The sequence below is a fragment of the Devosia algicola genome (assembly GCF_028816455.1).
Classification (GTDB): domain Bacteria; phylum Pseudomonadota; class Alphaproteobacteria; order Rhizobiales; family Devosiaceae; genus Devosia; species Devosia algicola.
This window is the reverse complement of the sequence record NZ_CP118246.1, coordinates 2,243,607-2,266,861: the sequence shown is the minus strand read 5'-3', so window position 1 is coordinate 2,266,861 and position 23,255 is coordinate 2,243,607. Positions and strand designations below refer to the sequence as shown.

23 protein-coding genes and 3 pseudogenes are annotated in these 23,255 nt (G+C 58.3%); 10 read left to right on the top strand and 16 right to left on the bottom strand.

Features of this window, described 5'->3' with window-relative positions; translation table 11 throughout:
- Positions 1-130 precede the first annotated feature (130 nt).
- The 4 genes from PSQ19_RS12015 to PSQ19_RS12000 are packed head-to-tail and all read right to left on the bottom strand — an operon-like array spanning position 131 to position 4,195.
- Positions 131-958, bottom strand: coding sequence for an ABC transporter permease subunit (locus PSQ19_RS12015; protein WP_282217929.1), 828 nt, complete (start codon positions 956-958; stop codon positions 131-133).
- Complete coding sequence (locus tag PSQ19_RS12010; protein ID WP_282217928.1) at positions 959-1,909, bottom strand: ABC transporter permease subunit; 951 nt, start codon at positions 1,907-1,909, stop codon at positions 959-961.
- Complete coding sequence (locus PSQ19_RS12005; protein ID WP_282217927.1) at positions 1,906-3,048, bottom strand: ABC transporter ATP-binding protein; 1,143 nt, start codon at positions 3,046-3,048, stop codon at positions 1,906-1,908. The genes PSQ19_RS12010 and PSQ19_RS12005 overlap by 4 nt, the downstream gene beginning before the upstream one ends.
- A 55-nt stretch (positions 3,049-3,103) precedes the next feature.
- A complete protein-coding gene (locus PSQ19_RS12000) occupies positions 3,104-4,195 on the bottom strand; it encodes a polyamine ABC transporter substrate-binding protein (RefSeq protein ID WP_282217926.1) in 1,092 nt (363 codons plus the stop codon).
- Positions 4,196-4,602: 407 nt separating this feature from the next.
- On the opposite strand from PSQ19_RS12000, the gene PSQ19_RS11995 reads away from it, so the two are divergent.
- From PSQ19_RS11995 to PSQ19_RS11985, 3 genes are all read left to right on the top strand, one after another.
- Positions 4,603-5,550, top strand: a complete 948-nt coding sequence (locus tag PSQ19_RS11995; RefSeq protein ID WP_282217925.1) for a pseudouridine-5'-phosphate glycosidase — start codon at positions 4,603-4,605, stop codon at positions 5,548-5,550.
- Complete coding sequence (locus PSQ19_RS11990) at positions 5,547-6,431, top strand: carbohydrate kinase family protein (RefSeq protein ID WP_282217924.1); 885 nt, start codon at positions 5,547-5,549, stop codon at positions 6,429-6,431. The genes PSQ19_RS11995 and PSQ19_RS11990 overlap by 4 nt, the downstream gene beginning before the upstream one ends.
- A gap of 62 nt (positions 6,432-6,493) precedes the next feature.
- A complete protein-coding gene (locus PSQ19_RS11985; protein ID WP_282220690.1) occupies positions 6,494-6,850 on the top strand; it encodes a DUF1304 domain-containing protein in 357 nt (118 codons plus the stop codon).
- Here the strand turns inward: PSQ19_RS11985 and PSQ19_RS11980 are convergent.
- Both PSQ19_RS11980 and PSQ19_RS11975 read right to left on the bottom strand, forming a co-directional pair.
- Positions 6,847-8,240: pseudogene (locus tag PSQ19_RS11980) on the bottom strand (M20/M25/M40 family metallo-hydrolase). The gene PSQ19_RS11985 and the pseudogene PSQ19_RS11980 sit on opposite strands and share 4 nt — an antisense overlap.
- Positions 8,241-8,333: 93 nt before the next feature.
- Positions 8,334-9,245, bottom strand: a complete 912-nt coding sequence (locus PSQ19_RS11975; protein ID WP_282217923.1) for a LysR family transcriptional regulator — start codon at positions 9,243-9,245, stop codon at positions 8,334-8,336.
- A gap of 103 nt (positions 9,246-9,348) precedes the next feature.
- Here PSQ19_RS11975 and PSQ19_RS11970 point away from each other — a divergent pair, with 103 nt between their 5' ends.
- The 6 genes and pseudogenes from PSQ19_RS11970 to PSQ19_RS11945 all read left to right on the top strand — a co-directional run bounded on the left by PSQ19_RS11970 (position 9,349) and on the right by PSQ19_RS11945 (position 12,978).
- Positions 9,349-10,350: a YeiH family protein gene (locus tag PSQ19_RS11970; RefSeq protein ID WP_282217922.1), complete on the top strand. Its 1,002-nt coding sequence runs from the start codon at positions 9,349-9,351 to the stop codon at positions 10,348-10,350.
- Positions 10,351-10,478: 128 nt separating this feature from the next.
- The gene (locus tag PSQ19_RS11965) at positions 10,479-10,769 is read left to right on the top strand and encodes a BufA1 family periplasmic bufferin-type metallophore (protein WP_282217921.1); all 291 of its coding nucleotides are present in this window, start codon (positions 10,479-10,481) and stop codon (positions 10,767-10,769) included.
- A gap of 71 nt (positions 10,770-10,840) precedes the next feature.
- Complete coding sequence (gene bufB, locus PSQ19_RS11960) at positions 10,841-11,707, top strand: MNIO family bufferin maturase (protein WP_282217920.1); 867 nt, start codon at positions 10,841-10,843, stop codon at positions 11,705-11,707.
- A pseudogene (locus tag PSQ19_RS11955) lies at positions 11,704-11,934 on the top strand (HvfC/BufC N-terminal domain-containing protein); the annotation flags it as partial. The gene bufB and the pseudogene PSQ19_RS11955, both read left to right, overlap by 4 nt.
- Before the next feature lie 40 nt (positions 11,935-11,974).
- Complete coding sequence (locus PSQ19_RS11950; protein WP_282220776.1) at positions 11,975-12,463, top strand: hypothetical protein; 489 nt, start codon at positions 11,975-11,977, stop codon at positions 12,461-12,463.
- 5 nt (positions 12,464-12,468) lie between these two features.
- Positions 12,469-12,978: a DoxX family protein gene (locus PSQ19_RS11945; RefSeq protein WP_282217919.1), complete on the top strand. Its 510-nt coding sequence runs from the start codon at positions 12,469-12,471 to the stop codon at positions 12,976-12,978.
- A gap of 61 nt (positions 12,979-13,039) precedes the next feature.
- Here PSQ19_RS11945 and PSQ19_RS11940 read toward each other — a convergent pair whose 3' ends face one another.
- The 9 genes and pseudogenes from PSQ19_RS11940 to PSQ19_RS11895 all read right to left on the bottom strand — a co-directional run bounded on the left by PSQ19_RS11940 (position 13,040) and on the right by PSQ19_RS11895 (position 20,868).
- Positions 13,040-14,308, bottom strand: a complete 1,269-nt coding sequence (locus tag PSQ19_RS11940; RefSeq protein ID WP_282217918.1) for a glycoside hydrolase family 2 TIM barrel-domain containing protein — start codon at positions 14,306-14,308, stop codon at positions 13,040-13,042.
- A complete protein-coding gene (locus PSQ19_RS11935; RefSeq protein WP_282217917.1) occupies positions 14,274-14,897 on the bottom strand; it encodes a sugar-binding domain-containing protein in 624 nt (207 codons plus the stop codon). Before PSQ19_RS11935 ends, PSQ19_RS11940 begins: the two co-directional genes overlap by 35 nt.
- Positions 14,898-14,927: 30 nt before the next feature.
- On the bottom strand, positions 14,928-16,016 hold the full coding sequence (locus PSQ19_RS11930; RefSeq protein ID WP_282217916.1) for an ABC transporter ATP-binding protein: 1,089 nt from the start codon (positions 16,014-16,016) through the stop codon (positions 14,928-14,930).
- A gap of 43 nt (positions 16,017-16,059) precedes the next feature.
- Positions 16,060-16,620 (bottom strand): annotated as a pseudogene (locus tag PSQ19_RS19440) (sulfatase family protein); the annotation flags it as partial.
- A gap of 107 nt (positions 16,621-16,727) precedes the next feature.
- Positions 16,728-17,093, bottom strand: a complete 366-nt coding sequence (locus PSQ19_RS11915) for a hypothetical protein (protein WP_282217915.1) — start codon at positions 17,091-17,093, stop codon at positions 16,728-16,730.
- Positions 17,047-17,547, bottom strand: a complete 501-nt coding sequence (locus PSQ19_RS11910) for a sulfatase-like hydrolase/transferase (RefSeq protein ID WP_282217914.1) — start codon at positions 17,545-17,547, stop codon at positions 17,047-17,049. Before PSQ19_RS11910 ends, PSQ19_RS11915 begins: the two co-directional genes overlap by 47 nt.
- A 15-nt stretch (positions 17,548-17,562) precedes the next feature.
- Positions 17,563-18,408: a carbohydrate ABC transporter permease gene (locus PSQ19_RS11905; RefSeq protein ID WP_282217913.1), complete on the bottom strand. Its 846-nt coding sequence runs from the start codon at positions 18,406-18,408 to the stop codon at positions 17,563-17,565.
- Positions 18,405-19,337, bottom strand: a complete 933-nt coding sequence (locus tag PSQ19_RS11900; protein WP_282217912.1) for a carbohydrate ABC transporter permease — start codon at positions 19,335-19,337, stop codon at positions 18,405-18,407. The genes PSQ19_RS11905 and PSQ19_RS11900 overlap by 4 nt, the downstream gene beginning before the upstream one ends.
- A gap of 91 nt (positions 19,338-19,428) precedes the next feature.
- Positions 19,429-20,868 carry an ABC transporter substrate-binding protein gene (locus PSQ19_RS11895; RefSeq protein ID WP_282217911.1) on the bottom strand — a complete coding sequence of 480 codons (1,440 nt, stop codon included), beginning with the start codon at positions 20,866-20,868 and terminating at the stop codon, positions 19,429-19,431.
- Positions 20,869-21,070: 202 nt separating this feature from the next.
- Between PSQ19_RS11895 and PSQ19_RS11890 the strand changes: the two genes are divergently transcribed.
- Entirely contained in the window at positions 21,071-22,198 is a 1,128-nt protein-coding gene (locus PSQ19_RS11890) for a LacI family DNA-binding transcriptional regulator (protein ID WP_282217910.1), read from the top strand.
- On the opposite strand, the gene PSQ19_RS11885 is transcribed toward PSQ19_RS11890, so the two are convergent.
- A complete protein-coding gene (locus PSQ19_RS11885; protein ID WP_282217909.1) occupies positions 22,193-23,245 on the bottom strand; it encodes a mechanosensitive ion channel family protein in 1,053 nt (350 codons plus the stop codon). The two genes, PSQ19_RS11890 and PSQ19_RS11885, sit on opposite strands and share 6 nt — an antisense overlap.
- Positions 23,246-23,255 lie beyond the last annotated feature (10 nt).

Here is a 23,255-nt window from a genome sequence, read left to right as displayed (position 1 = left end):
ACCCTCATTGAGCGCCGTAATCTCATTAGACATTGGATCACCTCCTTCACGTTAGTTGAACATTGGTAGAGGATGCGCCGGATTTTCCAGTCTGTAAAGACACTTGGAACAATCGGTGCGATTGTCCCGTTCACTTTTGCGCCCGACCCACTCTGGAATAAGGCTTTCGCTGACCGCGCAATTGCAGCGCTGTTGCCACGCCAACCCCCAGTGCGACGAGCCCGATGATGATGGTGGCCAGCGCATTGACGTCGGGTGAAACGCCCAGTTTGATTTTGGAAAAGATCACCATGGGCAGGGTCGATGAGCCGGGGCCGGAGACAAAGCTGGAGATCACCAGATCGTCCAGCGACAGTGTGAATCCGAGGAGCCATCCCGATATCAGCGCCGGGGCGATGATAGGCAGCGTGATGTCGATAAAGACCCTAAGCGGGGTGGCCCCAAGATCCATGGCGGCTTCTTCGAGGCTGATATCCATGTCGACCAGTCGCGATTGCACCACCACAAACACATAGGCCATGCAAAAAGTTGTATGGGCAATGATGATGGTCATGGTGCCGCGCCCGGCAGGCCAGCCGAACAGGGACTCCATGGCCACGAACAGCAATAGGAGCGACAGCCCGGTAATAACGTCGGGCATGACAAGGGGCGCCGATATCATGCCGGCGAGCATGGTGCGACCACGAAAACGGCGAAAGCGCACCAGCGCGATTGCCATCAGCGTGCCCAGCACCAGTGCGATGCTGGCGCTGGCAAAGGCGATCTGCAATGACAGGCCGGCAGCGCCCAATATCTGAGGGTCGGCGAACAGTTCACCATACCATTTCAGTGAAAAGCCGGACCAGACTGTTACCAGCCGGTTCTCGTTAAACGAGAACACAACCAGCGAAATAATCGGCGCGTAAAGGAACGTAAATCCCAAAATTGCCGCGGTCGGCAGAAACCAGCCCTTGCGCATTTACCGCTCCACCGTGGCACTTTGGGCGCGTTGCATCAGCATGATTGGCACTACGACCACCACCAGCATGGCGATAGCCACGGCAGCGGCGCGCGGCCAGTTGGTATTGGAGAAAAATTCGTCCCACAACACCCGGCCAATCATCAGCGTGCCGGGGCCGCCCAGCAGCGAGGGAATGACAAACTCGCCAATGGCGGGAATGAATACCAGCATGGAACCCGCAACAATGCCCGGCACTGACAGGGGCAGCGTGATGGCGAGAAAGGTGCGGTAGGGGCGGGCGCCAAGGTCAGCAGACGCCTCCAGCAACGCCTCGTCGAGTTTGACCAGATTGGTATAGAGCGGCAGGATCATGAACGGCAGATAGGTATAGACGATACCGACATAGACGGCAAAATCGGTCTGCATCATGATCAGCGGATCGATGCCGAACAGCCCGAGAAAATTGTTGATGACGCCATTGCCGCGCATAAAACCGGTCAGTGCATAAACGCGCAACAGAAACGAGGTCCAGAAGGGCAGGATGACCAGCATCAACAGCACATTGCGCCAACGATCCGAGGCGCGGGCGATGAAGTAGGCCATCGGATAGCCCAGCGCCAATGCGATCACTGTGGCGACGGCGGCGATCTTGATCGAATTGAGATAGGCGCTGACATAAAGGGAGTCGGAAAACAGTTTGACGAAATTGGACAGGTGCAATGTCAGTTGCACTGTACCGGCCTCGCCAAAGGTCAAAAGGCTCGAATAGGGCGGGCGCCCAAATTGTTTGCTCGATAGTGAGATGCCGAAGACCACGGCCAGCGGTATCAGGAAAAATACTGTCAGCCAGATCGCCGGCGCCATGATCACCAGCGCCCGGCCTGACAGGCCGATCCGGCGCAGTGCCTGTTCGGCGCGCTGCCAGGGACGATGGCCCTGGCGTTCCAGCGGTTTTGGCGCTTGGTTCATGCGGTCAGCACCGACCCGGCATTGCCGGCCCAACTGAGATAGACCCGCTCATCCCATTTGATCGCGTCGAGATCGCCGCGCCGCGTGTTGGCTTTGGTCACGCGCACCTGCTTACCGCTGTCGAGCACAATCTGATAAACGCTGGTGTCGCCGAGATAGCCGATATCGTCTACCAATCCGCGCGTTACGTTGGTTGCGCCATCTGGCCGTTGACGCGACAGCACGATTTTTTCCGGGCGTATAGCCCACCACAGGCGTTGTTCGGGCGCACAATCAACGCCATGGTCGACGTAAATATCGCATCCCGCCTCTGCCGAGCTGATGGTGATATGATCAGATTCATCCTCGGTTACGACGCCCTCGAACATATTGGCCGAGCCGATGAAATTGGCGACGAAACGGGAATTGGGAAATTCATAAATGTCGGTCGGCTCGCCGATCTGAGCAATTTCGCCTTGGTTCATCACGCCGATGCGCGTGGCCAACGACATAGCTTCTTCCTGATCGTGCGTGACCACGATAAAGGTCACGCCCAGCGTTTCCTGAATCTTGACCAGTTCGAACTGTGTCTCCTCACGCAGTTTCTTGTCGAGCGCCCCCAGCGGCTCATCGAGCAGCAACAGTTTGGGTCGTTTGGCGAGCGCACGTGCCAGAGCGACGCGTTGGCGCTGACCGCCGGAAAGTTGGTGGGGTTTTCGCTTTCCGTACTCGGCAAGCTTCACCAATGCTAACAGTTCGTTAACGCGTTGGCCCACTTCTGTTGCTGCGATGTTCTCGCGTTTTAGCCCATAGGCGATATTCTGTTCGACGTTCATGTGCGGAAATAGCGCATAGGACTGGAACATCATGTTGACCGGACGGCTATAGGGGGGCACGGCTGTCATGTCCTGACCATCGATCTCGATGGTGCCCGCCGTTGGCGTTTCAAAGCCCGCCAACATGCGCAAAAGCGTCGATTTTCCCGAACCGGACCCGCCCAGCAGGCAGAACAGTTCGCCCTGATAGATCTCCAATGACACGTCGGAAACCGCCGCGACATCAGCAAATTTCTTGGTAACATTGTTGATGCGGACAAACGGCTTGGCCGTCGCGTCGCGCCAAGGCCGTGCATCGGCGGCGATCAGTGGCTGTTTGGGCATTGCATACTCGAAATGGAGGCAATAAGGGGGGCGGCGCTAACCGCCCCCGGTTCGGTTACTGGCCGGTCTTGATCCGGGTCCAGGTGCGAGTCAGCAGTTCATCATAATCGGGCGTGTGCGATTTCATCGGGAACAGCTTGGCCGAGGTTTCAGCGTCGGGATAGATGGCCGGGTCGTTCTTGATGTCGTCCGATACATAGTCAAGCGCTGCCTTGTTGCCGCTGGCATAAAACACATAATTGGTGATGTCGGCAGCGATCTTGGCGTCGAGCACGAAATTGATGAATTTGTGCGCATTGTCGGGATGGGGCGCATCGGCGGGAATGGCCAGCAGGTCGAACCATTTGAGGGCACCTTCCTTGGGGATGACATATTCAACGTCAATGCCCTGGTCGGCCTCGGCGGCGGCATCGCGGGCTATGAACACATCGCCCGAATAGCCAACCGACAGGCAAACTTCGCCATTGGCCAGATCGTCGATATATTGGGACGAATTATAGTAGCGCACATAGGGGCGGATCGATGTCAGCAGTTCTTCGGCCTTGGCCAGATCCTCTGGGTTTTCCGAGAGAGGGTCGAGGCCGAGGTAATTGAGCGCCGACGCCACCATTTCAACCGGCGCGTCAAGAAGGGTCACGCCGCAATCAGCCAGCTTGGAGACCAGTTCGGGCTTATAGAGAATGTCCCAGGTGTTGAGCGGTTGATCCGGTCCCAGCGCTTCCTTGAGTTTTGCCACATTATAGCCGAGGCCCGTCGTACCCCACATATAATCGACCGAATGGGCATTGTCTGGATCATGAACGGCTGTGTCCTTCATGATCTGGGGGTCCATGTTGGCCAGGTTCGGCAACTTGGATTTATCCAGCTTCTGGAACAGGCCGGCGGCAACCTGTCGCTCCAGGAAAAAGCCGGATGGGACCACAACGTCATAGCCAGAATTGCCCGCAAGCAGCTTGGCTTCGACCAGTTCGTTGCTGTCAAAGACGTCATAATTGACCTTGATGCCTGTGGTCTCTTCGAACTTTGCGACGGTGTCTTCGGCGATATAATCGGACCAGTTATAGACGTTGACCACGGCTTCTTCCTGGGCCAGCGCGGGACCAGCAATCAGAAATGCGCCAAGCGCCAGGATGAGCGACTTGTTCATCAAATGAGCTCCTGTTGAGTTTATAGGGGAATATTGCGGCGTCGCGACAAAGCGATGCCATCAAATCTGGTGGTGAGGGGGGACGGAAAAAATCTTCCACTGGAAGGCGGGGATAGCAGCGGCAATATTGCCCGCAGCTGACTGGCTACCGCAAAAACAATATTGATGTGTGGCCCGATCTCGGGCTCTGAACGACCTGCCCGGCGGGCGCGGTCCGCAATTGCTTTTTCCAGTGAAGTATACCCTGCTAGATGTTCACGGGCGCCAAACTAGTGGGAAATTGTAGGGGCGACAAGAGATAGTGCGACATGATTGCAAAGGGCTTGACCACAAACAGGCCAATGGCGCAAAACCGGTCACGTTTGGCTCGTACTTGAGCCATAATCTCCAGTCAAGGAGCGCCCCTGATGAGCGCCAAGCCGTATCTCTCGATCTCCGCAGATGTCAAAAAGGCGTTGGGCGAGGGCAAGCCCGTGGTGGCGCTTGAATCCACCATCATCACCCATGGCATGCCCTATCCGCAAAATCTGGAAATGGCAAAAAAAGTTGAAGCAATCGTGCGTAAGCATGGCGCCGTACCGGCCACGATAGCCATCATGGACGGGCGATTTGTCGTGGGTGTTGCGGGTGATGATCTGGAACGGCTGGCGCTGGAAGGGGGAAAGGCTGCCAAGGCGTCACGGCGCGATGTCAGCGCCTTGCTGGTACAGGGCGGGCTCGCCGGCACCACCGTGGCCACGACTATGCAGATAGCGGGTCTGGCAGGCATTCGCGTCTTTGCGACAGGGGGCATCGGGGGTGTTCATCGCGGCGCCGAGGACAGTTTTGACATTTCCGCCGACCTCGAAGAATTTTCCCGTACGCCTGTTGCCGTGGTCTGCGCGGGCGCCAAATCGATTCTGGATATCGCCAAGACCCTGGAAGTGCTTGAATCCAAGGGCGTGCCGGTTCTTGGCTATCAAAGTGACGATTTTCCTGCCTTCTGGGCCCGCCAGAGCGGGTATAAGGTTGATCACCGTTTCGATAGCGCCGAGGATATCGCCAGGGTCATCGCTTTGCAGATCGATCTGGGCATGGGCGGGGTTTTGGTAGCAAACCCGATACCGGAGGCCGATGCTCTCGACGCGGGTGAGATCGAAGCGCGGATTGGGGAGGCGCTGGCCGATGCCGAGCGACAGGGGGTCAGCCGCAAGGCGCTGACGCCGTTCCTGCTCAATCGCATTTTTGAATTGACCAAGGGCAAATCGCTCCAGTCCAATATTGCACTGGTCGAGAACAATGCCATGCTGGGCGCCAAGATCGCCGTTGCGCTGGCGGCAAAGATGGCGACCAAGCCGAGCGTTTTGCGCGTATGAGCGCTCGAATATTGGTTGTGGGCGACGTGATGACCGACATCATCGTCATGCCCGAGGGTCCGATGGTCAAAGGCTCGGACCGGCGCGCCAAAGTGCGTAACCGACCAGGCGGTTCGGGCGCCAATCAGGCAGCATGGCTTGGCGCCGTCGATGCCGACGTCATTTTTGCGGCCCGTGTCGGCGCGGCTGACCGGATGGGGTATGAGAATTATTTTCGGGGCCTGGGTGTCGTGGCGGTACTGGCCACGGACGATCAGTTGCCCTCGGGCGTTCTGGTCACCATCGTTGATCCGGACGGCGAGCGGAGTTTTTTGACCGACAGAGGCGCCAACCTTAATCTTTGTGCAGCGGATTTGCCTGACAGTTTGCTCGATGATGTCAGTCTGGTGCTGGTTTCGGGCTATAGCCTGTTCGAGCCGGGACCACGGTCTGCGGTCCGCGGTTTGTTCGCCGCGGCGCGCGCCCGAAATATAGCCATTGCCGTTGATGCGGCGTCGGTGGGGTTTCTCAAAGAGGTCGGCGTCAAGAGTTTTCTGGATTGGACCCAGGGTTCAGCATGGTTGTTGGCCAATCAGGATGAAGCCAAAATACTGACTGGCTCATCGCGGCTGGACAAGCAGATGCGTGTGCTGGGTGGGCGTTTTGACAATGTCGTCATCAAACGTGGACGGTCGGGGGCGGCGTTGGGCGGACGCGATGGCGTTGCCCTGACACTGCCTGCGCCAAGCGTGCAGGTGGTCGATAGCACCGGCGCAGGTGATGCCTTTGCGGCAGGACTTTTGTCAGCTGTGCTTGGGGGCGCGACCCACGCGGTGGCGCTTGAAGCCGGGATTGCGGCGGGTGCACGGGCGGTGCAAGCTATCGGCGGCCAACCGCTTTAGGGTTCAGTCGGCGGCGTGAACCGATCTGGACGAATTGGCCGAATCGAGGTTTCACCATGCTGATTATTACTCAAATTCTAGTAGCGGCAATTGCGCTGTTGCATCTTTATATTCTAGCGCTGGAAATGTTCTGGTGGACGCGCTCGCGGACCCGCAAGGCCTTTGGTACTACGCTTGAATTTGCGCAATCGAGCAAGGCGATGGCCGCCAATCAGGGGCTTTACAACGGCTTTCTGGCCGCTGGACTGGTTTGGGGACTGCTGCAGCCAGACTTTGGGTTCGGCTGGCAGATCCAGCTGTTCTTTCTGGCCTGTGTAGCAGTGGCAGGTCTTTTCGGGGCGGCAACCGTTGGACGCCGGATATTGTTTATCCAGACCGTGCCTGCCGTCACCGCGATGATCGCCCTGATCCTGGTCTAGTCGGCAAAACTTGCGAGAATGCGCACCCAAGATCTCGATGCCGCCGTGATAACTGGCCAGATCGTATTTTTCGTTGGGACTGTGGATGGCATCGTCAACATGGGCGAAGCCGATCAGCAATGTGTCCATGTCGAGAATTTTCTTGAATTCTCCTGCCACCGGAATGGAGCCCCCGGAGCCGGTAATGGCCGCCGGATTGGTCCATTCGTCGGTCAGGGCCGCCAGCGCTTTTGTAAGGAATATGCCGTCGCTGGGCACGGTAATGGCGGGCGCGCCGCCGTGCTCTGAAAATTTGACGGTGCAATCCTTGGGCAGGCGATCACGCACATGCTGGCGGAAGGCGGCGCGTATCTTGTCAGGGTCCATGCCCGAGACCAGTCGGAAGGAAATCTTGGCGCTGGCCTTGGCCGGGATGACAGTTTTGAAGCCGTCGCCAGTATAGCCGCCGGTAATACCATTGATCTCGCAGGTCGGGCGTGCCCAGATTTGTTCGAGAACGCTGCGGTCCTGCTCGCCCGCCGCGATCGACAGGCCGGCACCGTTGAGAAACGCCTTGTCGTCAAAACCCAGACCCTGCCAACCGGCCTTGACCGTGTCGGGCACCTCGGCCACGTCATCATAAAACCCTTCAAGGGTAACACTGCCGTCGGGGCGGCGCAGGTCGGCGATGATATTGGCCAGCACTTGAATGGGGTTGCGGGCAGCATTGCCGAACATACCCGAGTGCAAATCCTTGTTGGCGCAGGTGATTTCGACCTCTTCGCCGACCAGACCACGCAACATGGTCGTGATCGAGGGGGTGTTGGGGTCCCACATATCGGTGTCGCAGACCAGGGCAATATCGGCCCTGAGTCTCATCGGCATTGGCGCGCATGAAAGGGGGTAAATTCTTGCCGCCGCTTTCCTCCTCGCCTTCAAGCATCATCGAAACCTTGACCGGCAGGGTGCCGGTAGCCTCCTTCCAGGCACGACAGGCTTCAAGGAATGTCATCAACTGACCTTTGTCGTCGGAGGTGCCGCGCCCAACGATGATCTTGCCGTTGGCGCCGTCTTTGAGTTGGGGCTCAAACGGGTCGGAATGCCATAGATTGATTGGATCGACGGGTTGGACGTCATAGTGGCCATAAAACAGGACATGAGGACCGGTGGCATCGTGCTGGTGCGCGACCACGACCGGGTGACCCGGGGTTGGACGGGCGCTCGCTGCAAAGCCCAATGATTGCAAATCGCTGGCGAGCCAGTCCGCGGCGCGTTTGCACTCGGCTGCAAAGGCGGGATCGGTGGATATGGATTTGATTCGCAGCAGCGAAAACAGGCGCTCAAGGCTTTGGTCGAGATCGGAGTCGACCTGGGCAAGAACGGTGTCAAGGGTTTGGGCAGATACGGGCATGATCATCACTCTGATATTTAACGCGGCGACCATGGCGCAGCGACGTGGGCATTGTCCAGACGCCAAAGGCCGTGAGTTTGAATATCGCTGCCGCTACAGTCCGGTCGGGGTTGTCGGATCAAAAGTACCGGCGCAAATCGCCTGAAGCTGGCGAACAGCCTCGCCATGGCGGCGTTGCTTATGACGCACCGAATGGAAAGCGCGCGGTGGCAGGGCGAAATCGACAAGGCGGAGGGAACCCTGGCGGACCAGATTGGCGGCGGCGGACAGGGATACGGCAGCGGCACAATCGCTTGACGAGACTGCTGCCAATACCGCTTCGTTGGAGGGCAGGACAAGGGCGCGCTGCAGTTTGGCGGGGTCGCAGCCCTTGTCGCGCAGTGCCTGATCGAGCGCGGCGCGGGTGCCCGATCCCGGTTCACGGGCGATCCATTGGGTTTGCGTCGCAAGCGTGGATGCGGTGATGTCGGTGGCATTGGCCAGCGGATGGTCGGGGCGCACGACAATCACCATGATGTCCTGATCAATGATCTCGGTGGCAAGGGCAGGATTGTCGATCTTGCCTTCGGCGAAGCCGATTTCGGCCAGCCCATCCAACACAGCCTGTGCCACAGTTTCGGTGTTGCCGACATGCAAGCGAACATCGATGCCTGGAAAGGCCTGACGAAACTGCATGAGTCGTGAGGGCAGCCAATAGCTGGCGATAGTCTGGCTGGCGTGAATTTCCAGCGTGCCGCGATGCAATTGGCCCAATTCGCTCAAGACAAGTTCAGCGCTGCGGGTGCGGGCCAGTATGGCTTTGGCCTCCGGCAGAAAGGCGCGACCGGTGGGGCTGAGTTCGATATGTCGGCCGACGCGGTCAAACAGATGCACATCGTGAAATGATTCCAGTGCCTTGATCGAGGCGCTGACCGCCGAGGGCGTCAAGCCAATGGCGTGGGCGGCATTGGTCAGATGTTCGCGCTCGGCGACGACAACAAAGATTTCAAGTTGTTCAAGGGTCATGGCATTTTATTCGATTTTATCGAACGAAACGTAGAATATTATTCGATGGAAGTATACAGACGAGCATGACAGTTTCAGATTGAACCCCGATCCGAGTTGGCTCATGTCCAAGATTTATCGTTTATTCCCCGGCCTATTATTGACCTTTGCGCTAACAGCGTTCGCATGGGGAATTGAGCAGTTGCAATGGCACCTTGCGGGCCAAGCCTGGTTTGAATCGCTGGTGTTGGCGCTGGTTCTGGGAACGCTCGCGCGGACTATTTGGGGCCTGCATCCGATCTTTGACGCCGGGGTTCAGTTTTCGAGCAAAACGGTGCTTGAAATAGGGGTCATGCTGCTGGGTGCCTCGTTCAGCGTCAGGGCACTGGGGGAATTTGGGCCCCAACTGACGGGCGCAATTATCGGCGTGGTCTTTATTGCCCTGGCGTTGAGTTACGGGATCGGGCGCACGCTGGGGCTGCCACATCAATTGGCGGTGCTGGTCGCATGCGGTAATTCCATTTGCGGCAACTCGGCAATCATGGCGGCGGCGCCGGTCATCAGGGCAAACGCCGAGGATGTCGCGGCCTCGATTACCTTTACCGCCGCCTTGGGCATTATCGTTGTGCTGGTGTTGCCGCTGGCGGTGCCCGGACTGGGACTGGCCGAGCGCTCCTATGGGATTTTGGCGGGCATGACGGTTTATGCCGTACCACAGGTCATAGCGGCAACAGCGCCGGTTGGGCTGCTCGCCATCCAGGTTGGGACATTGGCCAAGCTGATACGGGTGCTCATGCTGGGGCCGGTAATTGTGGCGCTGGGACTGACGAACGGGCGCAGTGCGGTGTCCGGACTCGGGATCGGGCGCATCGTGCCATGGTTCATTATAGGTTTTTTGTGCCTCATGGTGCTGCGCAGCACCGGCCTCATTCCGGCTCACGTCGCTTCGGTGGTAGGCGTGGTGTCCTCGGTACTGACCACTGCTGCGATGGGTGCGCTGGGTCTATCGGTTGATATGCGTTCCATGATGCATGCCAATGGACGTGTACTGTTGAGTGGCACCTTGTCCATCCTGATGCTTATGGCGCTTGGCCTTGGTGCCCTTGCGCTGCTGGGGCTTCTCTAACCGACATCCGGGGTGGCCACGCGGCGTTGATCACGGTCCTGTGAAGAGATTTCTCGTAACGATTTTGTCCCGGCAGCGAACTTCATTTCACGGAAGGGAAAAGGTTCCGCCGTGAAAAGGAGATTCTCATGAACCGCATGTCCACTATAGCACTTGCCGCGTCCTTGTTTACCGCCGTTGCCGGCGCCTCTGTTACCCAGGCCGTCGCTGCCGAAGGCGAGCACTGCTATGGTATTTCGCTGGCTGGCCAGAATGATTGTGCCGCCGGTCCCGGCACCACATGCGCGGGTACTTCTGTCATCGACTATCAGGGTAATGCATGGAAGGCCGTTCCCGCCGGTACATGCACCAGCATTTCGATTGAAGGCGACCGCAAGGGTTCACTCGAAGCCCTTGACCGCGACCTGCCAAACGTCTGATCGTGACCTCCAAAGTCTCGGGGGTCCAAGTCATTGGACTCCCGATCTTGATGCCTAGCGGGTGAGTTGAAATGGATAGCACGCAACTGCCGCCGAGGGCGGGTCTCGGCCTCAAGCCCGAACATTATGCCGAGATCCTTGAATCGCAGCCCGATATCGGGTTCTTTGAGGTTCACGCCGAAAATTATATGGGCGATGGCGGACCGCCGCACAGATATCTAAGCGAAATCGTTAGCCGCTATGCGCTGTCGCTACACGGCGTGGGATTGTCCATTGGTGGCGCCAAGCCACTGGACAAGGACCATCTGGCGCGATTGCGTTTGCTGGTTGAGCGCTATAAGCCGCAGTCCTTTTCTGAACATCTGGCATGGTCCAGCCATGACGAGAGTTTTTTGAACGATTTGCTGCCGCTGCCCTACACCAAGGCGACGCTGGACAATGTTGTGGCGCATGTCGATGAGGTCCAGCAGGCGCTGGGTCGGCGCATGCTGCTTGAAAACCCGTCGACCTATGTGCTGTTTGAAGAAAGCACCATTGAAGAGGTTGAGTTTCTGGCCGCCATTTCGGAGCAGACGGGATGCGGGCTATTGCTCGACGTCAACAATGTCATGGTGTCGTCGGTCAATCATCAGCTTGATCCGATCAGCTATATTGACCGATTCCCGGTCGACAAGGTCGGAGAAATTCATCTCGCCGGCTACGACGAAGCGGTCGACACGGAGGGGGATCGGTTGCTGATCGACGCCCATGCCTCGCGGGTCAGCCCCGACGTCTTTGCGCTCTATCAGCATACATTGACCCGCACCGGACCGCTGCCAACCCTGGTTGAGTGGGACAATAATGTGCCCGGTTTTACCGTTCTGGCCGACGAGGCGCGTCTAGTGGATGAGGCTATTGCCGCAATCCATCAAACCGAGGCGCGGCGAGTCGCCTCATGAACACATCAAGCCGCCAGGCCAGTTTTGCTGCCGCCGTTCTCAATCCAGCGCTGGCGGTGCCCGACGGCGTCGTTTCCCATCGTGGCGACGTCGATCCGCTGCGCTTTGCGGTCTATCGCAACAATGTGCATGTCAGTCTTGTCGGGGTGCTCGCGGCGCGCTTTCCGGTCTGTGTCCAATTGGTGGGAGACGAGTTTTTTACCGCTATGGCGCGGCTTTATGTTGGCGAGCACAAGCCCACAACGCCCTTGATGATGCATTATGGCAATGAATTTCCCGCCTTTGTCGCAGCGTTCGAGCCTGCGCGAGGCTGTGCCCTATCTCACCGATATAGCCCGGCTCGAAGTTGCCTGGTCCAAGGCCTACAATGCCGCCGACATCAAGGCGCTTACGGTGGCTGGGTTTGGGGTGCTGGCGGGCGAGGCAATGTTGACCGCGACACTGATACCGCACCCGGCCACAACGATGATGTCCTCACGCTATCCAGTGGGCGCTATCTGGTCGTCGCACCAGCGCACCGGGGTTACCATTGGCAAAAGCGGCGAACAGGTGCTGATCACGCGTCCGGTCGCTGATGTGCAGGTTACTGTCATTCCCGATGCTGACGGCATATTCGCTGCCAAATTGCTCGCGGGCGAGGCCATCGGTTTGGCAGTGCAAACCGTGCTCGATGAATATTCGGATTTCGATTTTGGCCGGGCCCTGGTTGGTCTGACCACACTGGGCGCATTTGCCAGCATAGCGACAGAGGATTGAGCGTCATGACCAGTTTCTTGCAGGCGCCGGCACGGGCCTATTTGAGCGCGGACCGCATGGTTGGCAGCTTTCCCCATTCAGTGGCTTTACTCGGCCTGCGCATTGCACTTGCCATACCGTTCTGGCGCTCAGGCATGACCAAGTGGGACGGGTTTCTGAACCTCTCGGGCGGCGCGCGCTACCTGTTTGAGCAAGAGTTCAGTTTACACATCTTTGGGCAGGCATATGCATACCCCTTCCCGTTGACCATGGCGTTCCTGGCCGGGGTGGGCGAAGTTGTGCTGCCGGTATTGCTGATTTTGGGACTGTTTACCCGATTTGCTGGACTGGGCATATTGTTGATGACTATCATCATTCAACTCACCATCCCCGACGGCTGGCTGAATTTTCACCTACCATGGGCGGTGATGGCGCTGGCCCTTATGGCGTTTGGCGGCGGCAAGCTAGCGCTTGATGCGGCGATCTCTCGGTTCGGCCTGGCCGGAACAGGCGGGTCGGGCACCGCCCCCGCCTGATCCACTTGCCGGGCCAGACCCCTATGCGGACTGGACCGCGGGTCGGCACAATGTCCAAAATTCAATCGTGCTTCCCCGACGCGTCGGGTCTGGCCTGACTGATGGCGCTGGCGGCGTTGCGGGCCTGATCGAGATATTCGGTTCGAATGGCCTCGGATGGTCGCGAGATCATGGCATGAATGCGTTCCAGTGGCAGTTTGGGCTGGCGATTTTCATCCAGCAGGCCATTGGTTTCCTGCAGCGTATCGGTCAATTGGGTATAGCAATAGCCGGCAAGTTCGGGGCTGGCATGCAAGGCACCAATTAGTTCTTCCAATGCGGCGATATATTCCTCCGGTGTCGTCACCGTCGAATAGCCGAACCAGGCCTGACCGCTGGCGGGACGATAGCTGATGCCACCGAATTCGGTGATCATCACCGGCAAATTGTCGAGATCGGCGCCCGTCAGGGCCAACCGTCGCCGCTGTGGGCCGAAATGGGCGAAGGCCGCCGCGATGCTGCTGCGTGAGCAATATCGTTGGCGCAGGTGCTCGCCGATGGCCGAATAGTCGTGCACACCCAAAATGTCGCTTTTTGTATGTTCCCAACCATCGTTGGATATGACCGGCCGGGATGGGTCCATGGCCTTGGTCAAAGCATAAAGGCTGGTGGCAAATGCCTGCTGCTCAGGGCGGCGGGCGATGTCGGTGACGCCCCAGCTTTCATTGATCGGCACCCAGGTCACAACGCAGGGGTGACTGCGGTCACGTTCGATCACTTCAAGCCACTCAGTGGTCACCTGCGTGACCATTCTTGTGGAATATTCATAAGCGCTGGGCATTTCACCCCAGACCAGGAGGCCGAGTTGGTCGCACCAATAGAGAAAACGCGGGTCTTCAACTTTTTGGTGATTACGTACGGCATTAAAGCCCAGCGCCTTGATCAGTTCGACCTCGCGGCGGATCGCCTCGTTACTGGGCGCCGCAAGATGAGACTGTGGCCAAAAGCCTTGTGACAGCACCGAGCGCACGAAATAGGGCGCGTCGTTGAGAAGAAACCGCTGCCCTTCGACGGCGCAGGAGCGCATGCCAAAATAGCTTTGGCAATGATCCTGCGCGGTGCCGGCCGGGGTTGAAATGGTTATTTCAGCGTCGATCAGATTGGGGCTTTCGGGCGACCAGACCAGATGTTTGCGGGCCTGGCCGTGCTCAAACTCCTTGAGATAAATGCTGGTTTTCTGGCGCTGATGGGTAAGCGTTACGCTCTGGCTGGCAATGGTTCGACCATCTAACTTGAGCGAAATCACACAGTTGGCATCAGCGGGCGGCGGCGCAGACAGATCGAGTCTCAACCGCGATGCTGGCGTGATTCAGATCGGGGGTGAACTGAATATTGGCGAGATACAGGTCGGGGACCGTTTCCAGCCAGACCGGCTGCCAGATGCCCGAGGTTCGGTGGTACCAGATGGCGTGCGGTTCGGTCTGCCAGTCCTGCTTGCCGCGCGGCTGATCGAGGCCATCGGCTCGATCTACTGCGCGCACCACGATGATTTGCGATTGGTCCTGTCGCAGGCTTGGGGTGATGTCGGCGACAAACGGGGTATGGCCGCCAGTGTGGTGGGCGACCAGATCGCCATTGACCCAGACATCGGCGCTATAATCCACGGCACCGAAATGCAGCAGCACCCGATGACCGGCGGGGGCGTCGATTTCTACTTCGCGGCGGTACCAGCAGACAGGGTGTGGAGCGGGATCGGCGATGCCGGAAAGTTCAGATTCAGGTGGATAGGGTACAGTGATGTCGCGATCAAAATGGGTATCAGTTTTCTGCCAGTTCTGGTCTCGCCCAACATCTTGGTCGTCATAGCCGAACTGCCAGGTGCCGCACAGATCAACCCAGTCTGATCGACGCAATCGCGGCCGTGGATGCAGTTTGCTCATTGGAACGTCCTCGTTGGGTCGACAGGTTTGCTATAGTCGGGTCAGCGCCTGACCGTTGCTATCAAAACAATGAATATTATCGGGTGCGGCGCCAACATGCATGGTGGTGCCTTTTTGCATCGAAACGATCCCTTCAAGCTTGGCCAGAACCGGACTGCCATCGGCCAGCAGGAGATAGATGATCGTGGTGTCGCCAAGATTTTCGACCAGATCGACCGTGCCGCTGAACAGTGCCTCCTCGGGCGAAGAAATCCTGAGTGCCTCGGGCCGGATACCCAGGGTGCCTTGCTGGGTACCAGAATGCACCGTACTGGCAAAACGGGTATTCAGGTGGTTGATAGCGGGGGTTTTTGGCTGTGCGCCCTCGGGGCCAAACACAATCTCGCAGGGCAGGAAATTCATCGCCGGGGAGCCGATAAAACCGGCAACAAACAGATTGCGCGGTTCGAGATAGAGATCAATCGGGCTGCCGACCTGCTCAACCCGCCCGGCATTGAGCACCACGATGCGATCCGCCAGCGTCATCGCCTCGATCTGATCGTGGGTCACATAGATCATGGTGGTCTCGGGCAAACTGTCCTTGAGCTTGGCAATTTCGACCCGTGTGGCGACACGCAGCGCTGCATCGAGGTTGGACAAGGGCTCATCGAACAGAAAGACGCTGGCTTCGCGCACAATGGCGCGACCGATGGCGACGCGCTGGCGCTGGCCGCCGGAGAGTTCGCGGGGGCGGCGATGAAGATAGGGGGTAAGCTGGAGCATTTCGGCGGCGGCCTTGACCCTTGTGTCGCGCTCGGCCCTGGATTTGCGGGCGATTTTCATGCTGAAGCTTAGATTGTCATAGACGTTCATATGCGGATAGAGCGCGTAGGATTGAAAGACCATGGCGATATCGCGCTGGGCCGCAGGCACATTGTTGATGACGCGTCCGCCAATGGAAATTTGGCCCTCGGAAATGGGCTCGAGCCCGGCGATCATGCGCAAGAGCGTGGATTTTCCGCATCCGGACGGACCAACGAACACCACGAATTCGCCGCTTGGAATATCAAGACTGACATCGGACATGACCTCAAGCGATCCAAAGCGCTTGTGAACCTTATCGATTGCAATCGCTACCATTCAAGGCACCTCCGATATTGACCCGGTTGTTCGGCCATGACCCTCACCAACTGGCCCGGCGCACAGGCAGTGGATCGACGGTAAAGGCCATGCGATCACACATGCGTTGCAGCATTTCCAGCTTGATCGCCACCGCCTCCGGATCAGACCAGAGATTGCGGGTTTCGTTGGGGTCCGCGTCAAGATCGTAGAGTTCGCCGATAGCATCGCCGTGGCTGAGGATGAGCTTATGGCGATCGGTGCGCACCATGGTGGCGTGCGGCGGGTGCGGGTCGTGGTGCCAGGGCATGGCGTTGTAATATTCGCAATAGACATCCTGGCGGCTCGATTGCCCCTGCCCGTCGCGCAGCGAAGGCCAGAGCGAGCGTCCCTGCATGCCCGGCGGCTGGGCAATGCCAGCGGCTTCAAGCAGGGTTGGCGCGAGATCGACCAGTTCGACCAACCCGCCGACGGTTTGGGGAGCGATGTGGCCGGGCCAGGAAATGCCCAGCGGCACATTGACGGCGCCTTCATAAAAGAACGGGCCCTTGAGATAGATGCCGTGATCGCCCAGCATTTCGCCATGGTCTGACATGAAGATAACGATGGTATCCTCGGCTTGTCCGGACTTTTCGAGAGGCTTCGATCATACGCCCGACCTGATCATCGATCAGATCGCACATGGCGAAGTAGGCGGCGCGGACGAGGCGATGGTCATCGTCGCTCATCTGGTCATATGCCATGCCGGCCGCGCCGCCATAGGCACCCCGATGATCGATGGCCTGATAGACCGGCTTGTCCTTGAGTCTCGCCCGGCACGTAATTGGGCAATTCGATCTCATCGAGCCGGTCGAGATAGCGATCAAGATAGGCTTTTGGCGGATCAAAAGGATGATGGGGATCAAAGATATTGACCGAGAACAGCCAGGGATTGTCCGTGCCGCGATGAGCCTCGATAAAGGAGATGGCTTTTTCTGCACACCAGGTGGTCTGGTGATCCTCGGCGTCGGGGCCGATCTGGACATGTTCGGAGCCGTTGAATGGCTTTGGATCATAGCGCCTGCCGCGCTCGGATAGCCAGATATTGTATTCGTTCAACGGCCAATTGGCGTTGGTCAGGCTCGTCATTGTCGCCGGTTGATTCCGAAACGGCGCGGCTTGGGTGATGAGACCAGTGAAAGGCGTGATAACCATCCTCAACCCGGGGCTCGAAAACCGGGCTGACCGAGGGATGGCACGCGGACAGGTGGAATTTTCCCGATAGGCCACAGGTATAGCCGGCATCGGCAAATATCTTGCCGATCAGCAATTCATCGCGGGGAATGTCCTGGCCGTTTTGCCGGGTACGGGTGGTGCGCGGATAGCGGCCGGTCAGAAAACTGGCGCGGCTGGGGGTGCAGACAGGGCTTTGGCAATAGGTATTGGGAAAGGCGGCGCCGCCTGCGAACAGGGCGTCGATATTGGGTGTGCGCACATGGCTATTGCCGCCGACGCCGGTCGAGTCGGCGCGTTGCTGGTCGGTGCAGATCCACAAAATATTGGGGCGTTTCATGACAATATCCTAACCTTATGCCTTGACCGCGCCGGCTACGCCTTCGACGAAGTAGCGCTGTACGAAGAAGAAAAAGACGACAACTGGCAGCAGTGAAATGGTGGCGGCGGCGGCCATGCCGGACCAGTCGGTTTCGTTGGTGCCGACAAAGGCCAGCATGCCCACGGGCAGCGTCCGCAATTCGGGCGCGCCGAAGGTAAAGACCAGCGGAATGAGAAAAGTGTTCCAGGCCGCCAGAAAGGTCAAAACGCTGACCGTTGCCGTGACCGGGCCCGCCAATGGCAGCATGACCGAAAAGAATATGCGGAAAAATCCCGCGCCATCGAGGCGGGCGCTTTCTTCGAGTTCCTTGGGCAGCCCGCGAAAATAGCCGGCATAGAGCAGTATGGCTGCCGCCTGCGCGCCTCCGGCCAGGGCCAGAATGATGCCCCAACGCGAATTGATCAGGCCAAGAGTCGAGACAACATCAACGATTGGAATGATGGTGACGCCGACGGGGACGACCAGCGTTGCTGCCAGAATGCCAATGATGACGCGGCGCCCGATAAAATCGTATCGCCCCAGCACATAGCCGCTCAGCGCGGTGTGGAAGACCACAAGGACCACCGTACCGGCGGTCACAAGGACTGTGTTGAACATATAGACGCTGAACCCGGCATTGACCCAGGCGCGCTGATAGTTTGACCACAAGAACTCGTCGGGGATTAGGTTCAGCCCTTTGGAGAAAATTTCGAGCTGGCCCTTGAGCGAGGCAGAGACCAACCAGACGAACGGATAAGTCCATATGATTGCCAGGGTCAGCAGCGCCAGAAAGCGCACCGTGCCCCATGGCGTGGGTTTCAGATCCATGAGGCGGGTCATGATGATCGTCTCCGGGCACGGAACTTTATCAATGCTACGGCCTGAACTGCCGCGATGGCGGCAAAGCACACGCCAAAGAAGATCGCTGCTGCCGAGGCATAGCCGAGACGCGGAATATTGGCGGTAAAGGCTTGGCGGTAAACGAAAATGTCGATCACTTCGGTGCCGTAAAACGGTCCGCCGCCGGTCAATGTCAGCATGAGATCAAATACATTGGTGGCTTCAATAACGGTGATCAGGGTGATGATGATGGTGAAAGGGGTCAGCATCGGCAGGGTGATATAAAAGAAACGATAGAGCGGGTTGGCCCCGTCCACTTCGGCGGCTTCATAGACGTCGCGCGGAATGGTCTGGAGGGCTGCCAGCCAATAGATCAGGGTCACGCCAAGCCATTTCCACACCCAGATGCCGATGGCGGCATAGAGAGCGGTGCTGGAGCGACCGAGAAAATTGACGGGCTGGTCGAGAATGCCTGAATTGAGAAGCACCAGGTTGATCGGGCCGCTTGTGGGATCGAGCACGTAGCGCATGACGACGCCGACAATGGCAGCAGTGGTGACAACGGGCAGGAAAATGGCGGTACGGAATACCCGCACCAAGGGGAATGTGGCGTTAAGGATCACCGCTAAGAACAGGGCCAGACCAACGCGCAACGGCACGGCAAAGGCGAGAAACACCAGCGTGTTGCTAAAGGCATTCCAGAACAGTCGGTCGCCCCAGAGTTCTTGATAGTTTGCCAGTCCGACAAAGGCACCGGCGCTGCCAAAGCCATTCCAGTCGAGTAGCGAAAACCACAGGCTGGCCAGAACCGGGTAAACTGTAAAGGTGCCGATGAGCACCACCGTTGGCACCAGGAATAGATAGATCCAGCGGTCAGCCCAGAGACGGCTTCGCCAGCCCGGCGCGCTTTGTTCCAGAGTTGTCAGCATGCAAGGGTGTCCATAACGCCCGATGATTTGGGTGCCCCGACCCTGCAACCGCTTTGGCAGTTGCAGGGTCGGCACGCGGGAGAAACGCTGGTCAGTACATGTCTGATGTGTAGTCGGTACCGGGCGTCCAGTTATCAAATACCCAGTCATCGACCGAGACCTTGGCACCGTTGTCGGTCGCAACCTTGATGGCGCGGTCGCGCTCGGCTGTCATCTGATCGGCAAGATCCTGCAGGATCGGGCGCGGGTCATCGAAGGAGCCGCTAAAAGCGCCCTGGATAATTTCACCCAGACCAGGGGTGATGTCGCGCATTTCGGCATAGACCTTGGCGACGTCAGGATTGCGGATCAATGGATCGGGCGCCAGGCGCACCGAGTCGGCAAAGCCCGCGACCGCCTTGCGGTAGGTTGGATGCACATTGGCCTTGGCAACGGCGTCAAGGTCGAGCGGCGGTTGGTCCATGCGCTCGGCCAGGGCAACATAGTACTCCTCGGTGGTCATCAATTGCATGACCTCGGAGGCTTCCTTGGCATGTTCGGACTGGCTGGAAATAAAGAAGGTGCCCGGGATTGGCGGGCGCTGGGCGTAGGCCTTGTCGACACCGGCGGGTGTTGGCAATGGGGTCACTTCCACACCCTCAAGGAAGTCGGCGAAGTTATTGGTCAGTACGCCACTATTCCAGGGACCATCAAAGAACATGGCGGCCTCGCCTGCGGCCCAGCGCGAACGTCCTTGCCGTGCGTCGAGCGAAGCCGAGGCGGGATGCAGGCTGCCATCCTTCTGGAACGATAGCCAGAAATCGAGCGCCGCGACGAATTCGTCGGAGGCCAGTGCATACTCGCCAGTGCGCCAGTCGATGCGACCGGGCGCGCCCGCGGCCATCGCCAGGTCAGTCAGGTGATCGGCGATGCGGGCGGTGAATTGCAGTGGTAGCAGCAGGCCATATTTGCCATCCGTGGTGGCTGCCTTGGCGGCCGCGCGGATATCATCCCAATTCGCGGTGTCGCTCAGTGACGCGCCTACGGCTTCCAGTGCGGGTTTTGAATGCCAAAGGGAGGTGGAGTGCCAGCGGAAGGAAAAGATCGGAAAACTATAAAGCTTGCCGCCAAACTGGGTGAAACCCTCGGCGAGGGTCTGTTGCTGGTAGGGCTTGTCGAAGACGAAACTGTCATCGAGCGGGGCGAACCAGTCGGCGGCGTTCAACGAGGCCAATGTCGCCGGGTCGCCGCTGGGTACGTTGAAAACGTCGGGCGCCTGATTGGAGCGTACGGCAAGTTGGAGCGCCTGCATCATGTCGGACGGGTTCATGCCGGTATAGTCGACACTAATCGGATGATCGGCGGCGTAGTCCTCCCACATCTTGGTGTGCAGCGGTATCAGGGGTTGGAAAATGTCCCACCATTTGATGGTGGTGGTGCCCTGCGCGAAGGCGCGGGAACCGGCGACGGCGGCAAGAGCGGCAAAGGCCGCTCCCGACTTCAGGATGGCGCGGCGACTGATCCCAGCCATTTCTGCGGAATAATTGTTCATGCGTTCCTCCCATGTGTCGGCCGCTCACTGCTGCGCGATTGGCCATTGAGGGTAATCTATTGGTTATGTATAACTAGTCAAGTAAATTGGTTGTTTATAACTACAGGTGGTGTCGAAGCGACGAAGCGGATCGCGCTGTTTAGGCTGCAATAGGCTACAAATGCTGCGATAATCATCCGTGGATGATTCCATGTGAGGACCAATGCCAGACAAAGAACCAGAGCAAGAACGGGTTTCGCAACGGACGGCCTCCCGCCCAACCATGGTCGATGTCGCCAAACTTGCCGGGGTCAGTCAGGCCACCGTGTCGCTGGTGCTCAATCAGGTTGGGGGCTCCAGGGTCAATGCCGAAACCCAGAAACTGGTTCGCGATGCTGCCAAGACACTGGGCTATCGCATCTGGCGGCGTTCGCCTGTGGGTGGGGGCAGTATCCAGACCATCGGCTATCTGATCGAAGACACTGTGACCCATCCAATGGTCAATATCGCCATTGAATCGGCGCGGCAGGCGGCTTGGGAAAACAACTGCGTGCTGATGGTGTTGCCGACGCAGGGTGACAGGGAATTGCGGGCCGCCGCCATCGAGATTTTGCTCGGACAACGTTTGGCTGGTGTCATTCTGTCATCATTCTTTACGCGGCAGATCAGCGTGCCAACCGCTTTGCGCTCACAGTCAAAAATATTGCTCAACTGCTATGCGGCGGCGGGGAATGTGCCATCGCTATTGCCATCGCATGCGGCGGGCGCGCGAGAGGCAGTTCGTCATCTGGTCGGCGCCGGGCATCGCCGCATCGGATTTATCAAGGGCGAAGATTGGATGGAGGCCTACCGGGACCGCCAAAGCGGTTATGTCGATGCCTTGGGCGAGGCAGGCATAAAAATTGATCCGGTACTGATGAAAATGGGCGATGGGTCGCTTAGCAATGCGCAGACCTGTACCGCCGAACTTCTGGGCCTCGGCGATCCGCCAACGGCGATATTTTGCGCCAGCGATCGGATGGCCATGGGGTGTTATGAGGAATTGAAGGTGCGCGGCGTCAGCATTCCCGGCGACGTGTCGGTGGTCGGTTTTGATGACGATCCGACGGCGCGCTATTTGTCGCCGCCGCTAAGCTCGGTCCTGGTACCGCATGCAGAAATGGGCAAGCGCGCTGTGGAGCACCTGATCGCGCGGCGAACCGGATCGTCTGCAGGTGTTGTGGAGCGGCGGCAATATCTTGATTGCCCGCTTATCGTGCGGGACTCGGTTCGGATTCTGGATGCTGGTTCCGCAGTTGAGCGAAAATTGGTTGGTGCCCGCAAGAAAGGCGTATCGCACGAGCCGCTATAGTTTCTTGCCCCGTTTCGGCGCTGCGGTCTTGATGGGTTCTGGCGCTGCGGGTTCGACCTGCTCCATCGACAGTTGCCAACGCGATTTTGGCGCGTTGGCGTCGGCACTGGGCCATCCCTCACGCTGACGGCCACGAACGCCGTCATTCTCCTCGGTCTGATCATGAAACAGTTGAATTGCGGTTTCAAACGGCATGTCGATCCCAGCTGCATCCAGCGCTGACTTGATGGCTTCAATAACGCGTGACTGGGTACGAACCACGTCCGTGCGGCGCGAATTTGTCCACCAGCGCGGTCGCAGTGTAATCCAGGATGCGGCCAGATCGACCACCAGGATTTCGGGTGCGGGTTCTGCTTCTACGCCTTCTACCGACATTACGGCGCCGAGCATGACCTCCTTGGCGCTGGCGATATTGTCGCCATAACCGATGCCAACATCATATTGCGAGCGCCGTTTGTCGAATGCGGTGTTGACGGTCACCGCGTTTGTATAGACGTCGGAATTGGGGATCAGCGCCATGCGGCCATCATAGGTGCGAATGGCGGTTACGCGGGTCTCGATATGGTCAATTGTACCCTCATAACCGTTGATGACGATCTGATCGCCAGGACGGAAGGGCTGACGCATCAGGATCAACAGTCCCGCCAACCAGTTTTGCAAAATGTCCTTGAACGCAAAACCAATGGCGACCGAGCCAATGCCCAGTCCGGCTACCAGATCGCCGGGATTGACCGAGGGCAAAATGATGGTCATGGCCAATAGCGCGCCCAAGGCGATCACCACGGCTTTGATAAAGCCGCTAAGGACGTCACCAAGATTGCTGCGATTACGTTGTCGTGCCCAGCCCCTGACGCCGTGCTCGACGGCGATCGACAGCAGATAAAACAGAATCAGGATGACGATCGCCACCCCGATATTGGGGAGGAGCCGGAAGAAGCCCTGAATCCAGCCATTGATGGTAATCATGATGGCGTCGGGCGAAACGTCGACCTGTTGTGCCGGTTCAGATCCCGTGCTGCCGACTGCTTCTTGCGCCCACGCCTGCATGCCGCACTGT